Here is a 7709-nt window from a genome sequence, read left to right on the forward strand (position 1 = left end):
CAGGGCGGTACGCACCATGCGGACCCGCTCCGCGTCGAGGGCGCGGGCGGCATCCGGATGGCGCTCAGCGATCCAGTCACTACAGGCTTTCTCGGCCTTGCGGATCACTTCATCCACGGGCCACAGCGTGTTATCCAGATCGAAGGTAATCAGCTTGAGTGTGCTCATGGACGGTAGTTTATCGTAAAACCGTTAATGGCAGCACACCGCTTTATTCGCGTCGGGCATTGGGCATTGGGCGTCCTGCGTCAGGCGCCAAGGATTACTCGTCTTCGTCCTTGCGGCGCTGGGCCCTTGGGTGGGCGCCATCGTAGACCTGGGCCAGATGCTGGAAGTCCAGATGGGTGTAGACCTGGGTAGTGGCCAGATCGGCGTGGCCGAGCAGTTCCTGCACCGCACGCAGGTCGCCGGAGGATTCCAGCAGGTGGGTAGCGAAGGAGTGGCGTAATTTGTGCGGGTGCAGATGGTCGTCGAGACCGCGCTCCAGGGCGTGCCGCTTGAGCCGTTGCTGCACGCTGGAAGGCGACAGGCGACGGCCGTTCTTGCTAATAAACAGGGCGCTCTGCTCGCTGCTTTTGATCAGCAGGGGGCGGACTTTCAGCCAGCGGCGTACGGCGGTGAGGGCGGGTTTGCCCACCGGTAACTGGCGGGTCTTGTTGCCTTTACCGGTGACCAGTAGCTGGCCGTCGCGCAGGTCGATGCTGTCCAGATTCAGGCTTAGCAGCTCTGCCAGCCGCAGGCCGCAGGCGTAGAGCAGCTCCATCATGGCCTGATCGCGCAGGGCCAGCGGTTCGCTGCTGTGGGTGCCGGCATCCAGCAGGTGGCTGACCTGATCCGCGTCCAGCGCCTTGGGCAGGCGTTTGCCGCTTTTCGGGGCGCGGATATCCATGGCCGGGTTATCACGGGCCAGCCCTTCGCGCATCAGGTAGCGGAAAAACGTGCGCAGTGTGGAGAGCATGCGCTGGATGGTCTTGCCGCTTTTGCCCTTGCGGTGCAGTGAGGCGGCCAGACTGCGAATGTCGTGCACGGTGAGGGCATCCCAGGGCTGGGTGCCCAGCACTTTTCGGGCTTCGATCAGGTCCCGCTGATAGCTGCTCACGGTGTGCGGGGAAAGGCGGCGCTCGCTGGCCAGATGGGTCAGGAAAGCGTTGATAGTGGACGGTTGGCAGTTGGCGGCTTGGGAGAGGTTTTTGCTTTCGCTGTCCACTGTCAGCTGTCCACTGTCAGCTTGGTCTTGTTTTGGTGGGGATATTGACGCACTACCTCATGCAGGCGGCGGCTCAGCACCTGGCCAATATGGGTAATGAACAGGGTGCCCAGGGAGCTGCGGAAGTGCATGGCGCTTTTGCTGCCGATGGCCAGCAGGCCCAGGCGACCCTGGTATTCCAGCGGCACCATGGCGGCGGAGCGAATGTCGGTGGCGTTGTCCTGGAACAGCGCTTCCATTTCTTCCGTGCGCATGGCGCCGCACACCGCCTTGCCGCTGCGCAGCAGGTGATTCAGGGCGCTGGGCAGGGCGTCGCTGTCCACGCAACGGATCTGGTTGCGCAGGTCGCCAAGAATAGGCACTTCCCGGTCGTACAGCATCAGCGCCACCTGGTCGCAGTGGAAGTCTGTGCTCAGGCTGGTGAGGAGATTGCGGAACAGTTTTTCGGCGCCGCGGGCTTCCAGCAGCGACAGGGTCAGGCGGCGGGTCTTGTCGAACAGGTGATCATTTTCCCGGGCCACATCCAGCAGGCCGTTGAGCCGGTCGCGCAGCTCGGTGTTGCGCTCGCGCAGAATCGACGCTTGGCGCTCCAGCAGCGATACCGCCTCGCCTTTGGAATCGGGCAGACGTAACAGTTCCAGCAGTTCCGGGCGATGCTGAAAGAAATCGGCATGTTCACGCAGGTAGGCGGCGACCTGGTCGGCGCTGGCTGGAGTCTGATCCGTCATCAATCCTGTCCTTTGTCATCATTCGGGTCAGTCGGCACTGACATCGCCGATGTTCGTAATCGCCTGCTAAAGAGTGATTTCAATAGCGCCATCATAGACATGGCTGGCGGGGCCTGTCATCTGGATGCCGCCCTGGCCATCGTAGCAGACTTGCAGCGTACCGCCCGGCAGGTGCACGGTGACGGCGGCATCCAGCCAGCCCCGACGTTGGCCAATGACCACAGCGGCGCAGGCGCCGGATCCGCAGGCCAGGGTTTCGCCGGCACCCCGTTCGTAGACGCGCAGGCGGATTTCGTTGCGGCTGACGATCTGCATAAAGCCCACGTTCACCCGCTCGGGGAATTGCTCATGGCTTTCCAGCAGCGGGCCGGCGCTCTCCACTGGCGCGGTATCCACGTTTTCTACCAATAAGGTGCAGTGGGGGTTGCCCAGGCCCACGGCGCCCACTTCCCAGGCCTGTGTGCCGGACACCAGGAAGTAGCTGTCCGCTTCACTTTTGGCGGTCATGGGAATGGCGTCCAGCGCCCAGCGAGGTGCGCCCATGTCTACGGTGACCTGCTCATCATCGGTGACGGTGAGGGTCATCTGGCCGGCGGCGGTTTCCACCTGTATTTCACGCTTGTCCGTGAGCCCCTGTTCGCGCACAAACCGGGCAAAGCAGCGGGCCCCGTTGCCGCACTGGCTCACTTCGGAGGCGTCGGCATTGAGGATGCGGTAGCGGAAATCGGCGTCAGCGGAACGGGCGGGCTGTACGATCAACATCTGATCGAAGCCCACGCCAAAGTGGCGGTCGCCCAGGCGCCGGATTTCATCCGCCGGCATCGGCAGGCCGGTTTCCGGCAAGGTCTGGCGAATGCCGTCGATCACCATGAAATCGTTGCCCAGGCCGTGCATTTTTGTAAAGCGCAGGTTCATGCGGAATATCCGGTGCGACTAAAAGGCCATTGTACTGCCTGGAAACCATAGCGTCAGTCTCGTGTAGGCAAAAGATTACAGGCATACAGGGAAAATGCTTGCCTGCCACTTCCCCAGGGCTGCTCTACAATCCAGCTCGCAAGAGGGTCTGTTTCTATTCTATGGAGAGAATTATGCGAATCTGGGTGAGTCGACTGCTGATCATGTCAGTGGTGGCCATGGTGGCTGCCTGTGGTGGTGGCGGTGGTAGTGATGGGGCCGGGAATAGTTTGGGTGGCGGTGGCGGGGCATATGATCCCGCTCCGGGGAACGTGGCAAAGCTGGCGTTTGTGGACGCCAATAACCAGCCTCTGGCGAATGCCGAAATCAAGCTGGTTTCGGAAGCCGAGGCCAAGAAAGCCAAGATGGCCAAGAGCGCCGGATCGGCGGGGCTGACATTTCCTTCAGCATCCACGTTTCCTGATTTCAGCGCAGTGGCTGGACTGTTTCTGGATGAAAAGGGTGAGCTGGATATCAGTGAAATTGTGCCGGGGATTTACTTTGTCCAGCTGACACACAATAGCGTTCAGGTTTATCACATTGTTCAGATCGCGGCGGGTAATGCTGTCGTGCTGTTTTCCATCACCATGCCGATCAGTTGTGATTTGTCCAGCTGCACGGAGGTAGATTCAATCGTCGGTTCGTTGTCAGGCATGGTTTATGACGATAAGGGGCCCATTGAGGGGGCACAGGTATCGCTTGGGGCTGGTACTGCTACCAATGGGGCCTATGCGGTTACCACGACCAACGCTGAAGGTGAGTACTCTCTGAGTTTTAATGTGAGCAAGGATCTGGCTGAAACCCTGGCCACGTCGACCCTCCGGGCAGTCGCGCCGGGGTATCAAACCTCTTCCCAGGCTATCGAGGTCAATAGCGGCAGCCTGGCAGGCGTGAACATCAAGCTGGAGAAAGCGGAGCAGGATCAGGGGAGCGTGCTCTGGCGGGAGACATTTGAAGCGGATTCTGCAACTCGTGACCTGTGGCAGAAGGAGGGAGGCCTTGCGGAAACTCGCTGGCAGTACCTCAACGCGGGGCATGGAATCAGCAATAATCTGGTAGGCAGCTATGTGAAGCTTGCCCCCGGAGATCTGTCGGCGGGGGCCTTGCCTCAGGCGCTGCAGGGGCAGGTGTCTTACTGGTATGGGGATGTGACACAAGGCAACTTCATTGGTGAACGAGATCAGGATGGCAGTGTAAATGATGATGGCGGGCTGTCCGTATCTGAGCATCAGGGAGGGCTGGTCTCGCCTTCCATTGATCTCTCTGAAGAATCCGTGCCGCTTGCTTTGAGCTTCAGGGCCTGGTGGGAAATCGAGTCGGTGAATCCGAATGAAAACGGTTTCGACCTGATGATGGTCCAGGTCTCAACTGATGGCGGCAGCAGTTTTGAGAATCTGGCACGGCTCAATCCGTTGGCCGATCCTGAGTCCTCACTGGAGCGGGATGCAATCCCCTATTCCAATGCGGGTTTTAATGCTCCGCCCGTCAATGCACAGCAGGAGCCCATTTCTCTGGATGCTTACGCAGGTGAATCGGACGTTGTGCTGCGTTTTGTCTTCTCTACGGAAGATGAGCTTTATAACGGTTTCCGTGGCTGGGTACTTGACGATGTGGTCATCTCTCGTACGGAAGGTTCTTTCCCGTTGTATGAAGGCGATGGCGAAGACGAGGTGGGTGGCATGGAGCCCATGGCCAAATCAGGCTTGGCTGGCACAGGCAAAAGAGTGTCCAGATAGAGGATCCCCGCCAAGAAGCCAGGAATGTAAACCGCCCCTCGGGGCGGTTTTTTATTGCCATAAGGGCTGGTTGTCCTACACTGCCGCTTTCAGCTCATTCTGGATGTATGTCATGTTGTCCTACCGCCACAGCTACCACGCCGGCAATTTCGCCGATGTCCTCAAGCACATCGTGCAGATGGCAATCATTGAATACCTGAAGAAGAAGGACAAACCCTTCACGGTGCACGACACCCACGCCGGTGCAGGCAGCTATGCCATCGCCAGTGAGCACATGCAGAAGACCGGTGAGTACCAGGAAGGGATTGCCAGGTTGTTTGGCAAGCGCACCGGGGTGGGGGTGATTGACCAGTATGTGTCGCTGGTGGAAAAGCTGAACCCGGTGGGGCGGCTGACGGACTATCCCGGTTCGCCGCTGATCAGCGCCCGCCTGCTGCGTGAGCAGGATGTGCTGCAGTGCACGGAGCTGCACACCACTGACTTTGCCCTGCTCAAGCGTGAGTTCGCTGACGACAAGCGGGTGCAGGTGCTCAAGGAAGATGCCTGGCAGGGGCTCAAGGCATTGCTGCCGCCCCAGCATCGGCGCGGTCTGGTACTGATTGATCCGTCCTACGAGATGGAAGCGGATTACAACGGCGTGCTGCCTGCGGTGCAAATGGCCATGGAGAAATTTGCCACCGCCACCTATGCCATCTGGTACCCGGTGCTGGACCGCAACCGCACGGAAAGCTTTATTCGCCGTTTTGTGAAAGCGGGGATTCCCAATCTGTTGCGGGTGGAATGCTGCGTGCGCCCGGATGCTTCCGGCCGCGGCATGACCGGTACGGGCATGTTGATCATTAACCCGCCTTACACGCTGGCCCAGCACATGGCTCAGGCCATGCCGTTATTGAAAGATGCGCTCTGCGATGCCAATGGTCATACCCTGGTAAAGCAGCTGACCGGTGAAACGCCGGAATGACCGTTGTTCTGCGAGACGCCCGGCGTGGGGATGTGGCGGACTTGTTGCGCCTTATCCGTGATCTGGCGCGCTACGAAAAAGCCGAGGATCAGGTGAAGGCCGATGCACAGCAGCTGGCTGCTACCCTGTTTGGTGAAGGAGCAACGGCCCATGCCATGGTGGCCGAGCAGGATGGCCTGATCGTTGGGCTGGCCATCTACTTCTTCAATTACTCTACCTGGCAAGGCCGCAACGGCCTGTATCTGGAAGACCTGTTCGTGGAGCCGGAACAGCGAGGGGCGGGCATCGGCAAAGCCCTGCTGGCCCGGCTGGCGGCTTTGGCCGTGGAGCGTGATTGCGGGCGTTTCGAGTGGAGCGTACTGGACTGGAATACGCCCGCCATCGATTTCTATGAAGGCCTGGGCGCACGCCCCCAGTCAGAGTGGGTGCGCTACCGTCTGGAAGGCGATGCCCTGAAGGCACTGGCGAATAGCGCCTGACGCGCTGTCTTGTTGGTGCCAGCTGCGCCTGTCGTGTGGCCGTTTTCGGTTGCCGTTTGCCGAGTGAAACTCCGACGACCGGTGATGCCGGTCTGTCGCTGCACTGGTAGACTGCGCCGCTTTCTGTACAGGCGGTAAGTGCTTACTTGCGCTTGCTCACGTATAACCGAACGTTCTGTCGCCCACTGTTGCCGCCATGACTGAATCCCGACACCGCCGTCCCTCCCTGTTTGATGCCTTGCTGCCGATTGTCGTGTTGGTGGGCCTGCTGGCGGCGGCGGTGTACCTGTATGGTGACAGCGCGTCTTCCGGGCCTAACCAGATTGCCCTGTTGTTCTGCGCCGGCCTGGCCTCATTGATCGCGTTCAAGAACGGTCTGACCTGGCGGGAAATCGAAACCGCCATGGTACAGGGAATCTCGGTGGCGCTGGGTGCCATCCTGATTCTGCTGATGGTCGGCGCGCTGATTGGCACCTGGCGGCTGGCGGGCATTGTCCCGTCGCTGATCTATTTTGGCCTGGAGCTGATGAACCCGTCGCTGTTCTACGCGGCGGCCTGCCTGATCTGCGCGATTATTGCCCTGAGTATCGGTTCCAGCTGGACTGTGGCGGCCACCGTGGGCGTGGCGCTCATCGGCGTGGCCAGCGGGCTGGGGCTGTCCCTGCCGGTGGCCGCCGGGGCAGTGGTGTCCGGGGCCTATTTCGGTGACAAGATCTCGCCCCTGTCCGAAACCACCAACCTGGCGCCGGCGGTGGCCGGTTCCGAACTGTTCGAGCACATTCGCCTGATGCTGTGGACCACGGTGCCGTCCATTGTCATCGCTCTGCTGATCTTTCTGGTGATGGGGATGCATACGGACATTCCCGACACCGGTGTGGATCGTATTGCGCCCCTGCTGGCAGGGCTGGAAAGCCAATTCCATGTTTCCCTCATTCACTTGCTGCCGCTGGGGCTGTTGTTGTTTATGGCGCTCAAGCGCATGCCGGCGCTGCCTGCCATTTTCATTGGCGCGCTGGTGGGTGGTGTCTGGGCGTTGCTGTTTCAGCAGGAGGCCATCGCCGTGCAGGCAGGGGTAGCCAACCCGGACTGGACGCTGACCCTGCAGGTGATCTGGCAGACTTTCTTTGCCGGGGTTACAGTGGATGCCGGCGATGCGGCTCTCAATGACCTGCTCTCAGGCGGTGGCATGGCTTCCATGATGAACACGGTCTGGCTGATCATGTGCGCCATGACGTTTGGCGCAGTCATGGAAAAAGCCGGGCTACTGGCGCGTTTGATCGAGGGGCTGCTGGGGATGGTCAAGGGCGCTGCCGGGTTGATCACCGCGACCCTGGCGACCTGCTTTGGCAGCAATATCCTTACCGCCGATCAGTACATCTCCATCATCATGCCCGGGCGCATGTTCCGCGAAGCCTATGAGAAAAAAGGGCTGGCCCCGGTAAACCTGTCCCGTGCGCTGGAAGATGGCGGCACCATCACCAGCCCGCTGATCCCCTGGAATACCTGTGGAGCCTACATGCAGTCGGTGCTGCTGGTGCCGGTGACCGATTACCTTTTCTATGCGTTCTTCAACCTGATCAACCCGGTGCTGGCGCTAGCCTATGCCTGGCTGGGCATCAAGGTACTGCGGTTGACCCCGCCGCA

Annotated in this window: 7 protein-coding genes; 4 read left to right on the plus strand and 3 right to left on the minus strand. The window is 60.2% G+C overall.

Annotation, left to right across the window (positions count from 1 at the left end; all coding sequences use genetic code 11):
- Nucleotides 1-262 precede the first annotated feature (262 nt).
- The 3 genes from xerC to dapF form a co-directional block, all read right to left on the minus strand.
- Complete coding sequence (gene xerC / locus A3754_RS08590) at nt 263-1207, minus strand: tyrosine recombinase XerC (protein WP_304439467.1); 945 nt, start codon at nt 1205-1207, stop codon at nt 263-265.
- 2 nt (nt 1208-1209) lie between these two features.
- Nucleotides 1210-1935, minus strand: coding sequence for a DUF484 family protein (locus tag A3754_RS08595; RefSeq protein ID WP_063519332.1), 726 nt, complete (start codon nt 1933-1935; stop codon nt 1210-1212).
- Nucleotides 1936-2001: 66 nt separating this feature from the next.
- The gene (gene dapF / locus A3754_RS08600; protein WP_063519333.1) at nt 2002-2850 is read right to left on the minus strand and encodes a diaminopimelate epimerase; all 849 of its coding nucleotides are present in this window, start codon (nt 2848-2850) and stop codon (nt 2002-2004) included.
- A 269-nt stretch (nt 2851-3119) separates the two neighbouring features.
- On the opposite strand from dapF, the gene A3754_RS08605 reads away from it, so the two are divergent.
- The 4 genes from A3754_RS08605 to nhaC all read left to right on the plus strand — a co-directional run.
- Nucleotides 3120-4625, plus strand: coding sequence for a carboxypeptidase-like regulatory domain-containing protein (locus A3754_RS08605; protein WP_197468577.1), 1506 nt, complete (start codon nt 3120-3122; stop codon nt 4623-4625).
- A 112-nt stretch (nt 4626-4737) separates the two neighbouring features.
- Entirely contained in the window at nt 4738-5586 is an 849-nt protein-coding gene (locus A3754_RS08610; RefSeq protein WP_063519335.1) for a 23S rRNA (adenine(2030)-N(6))-methyltransferase RlmJ, read from the plus strand.
- Nucleotides 5583-6065 carry a GNAT family N-acetyltransferase gene (locus A3754_RS08615; protein ID WP_063519336.1) on the plus strand — a complete coding sequence of 161 codons (483 nt, stop codon included), beginning with the start codon at nt 5583-5585 and terminating at the stop codon, nt 6063-6065. The genes A3754_RS08610 and A3754_RS08615 overlap by 4 nt, the downstream gene beginning before the upstream one ends.
- A gap of 196 nt (nt 6066-6261) precedes the next feature.
- Nucleotides 6262-7709 (plus strand): Na+/H+ antiporter NhaC (nhaC, locus tag A3754_RS08620; RefSeq protein ID WP_063519337.1); only part of this gene is annotated, 1448 nt, incomplete at its 3' end.

The sequence above is a fragment of the Alcanivorax sp. HI0083 genome, from assembly GCF_001635175.1.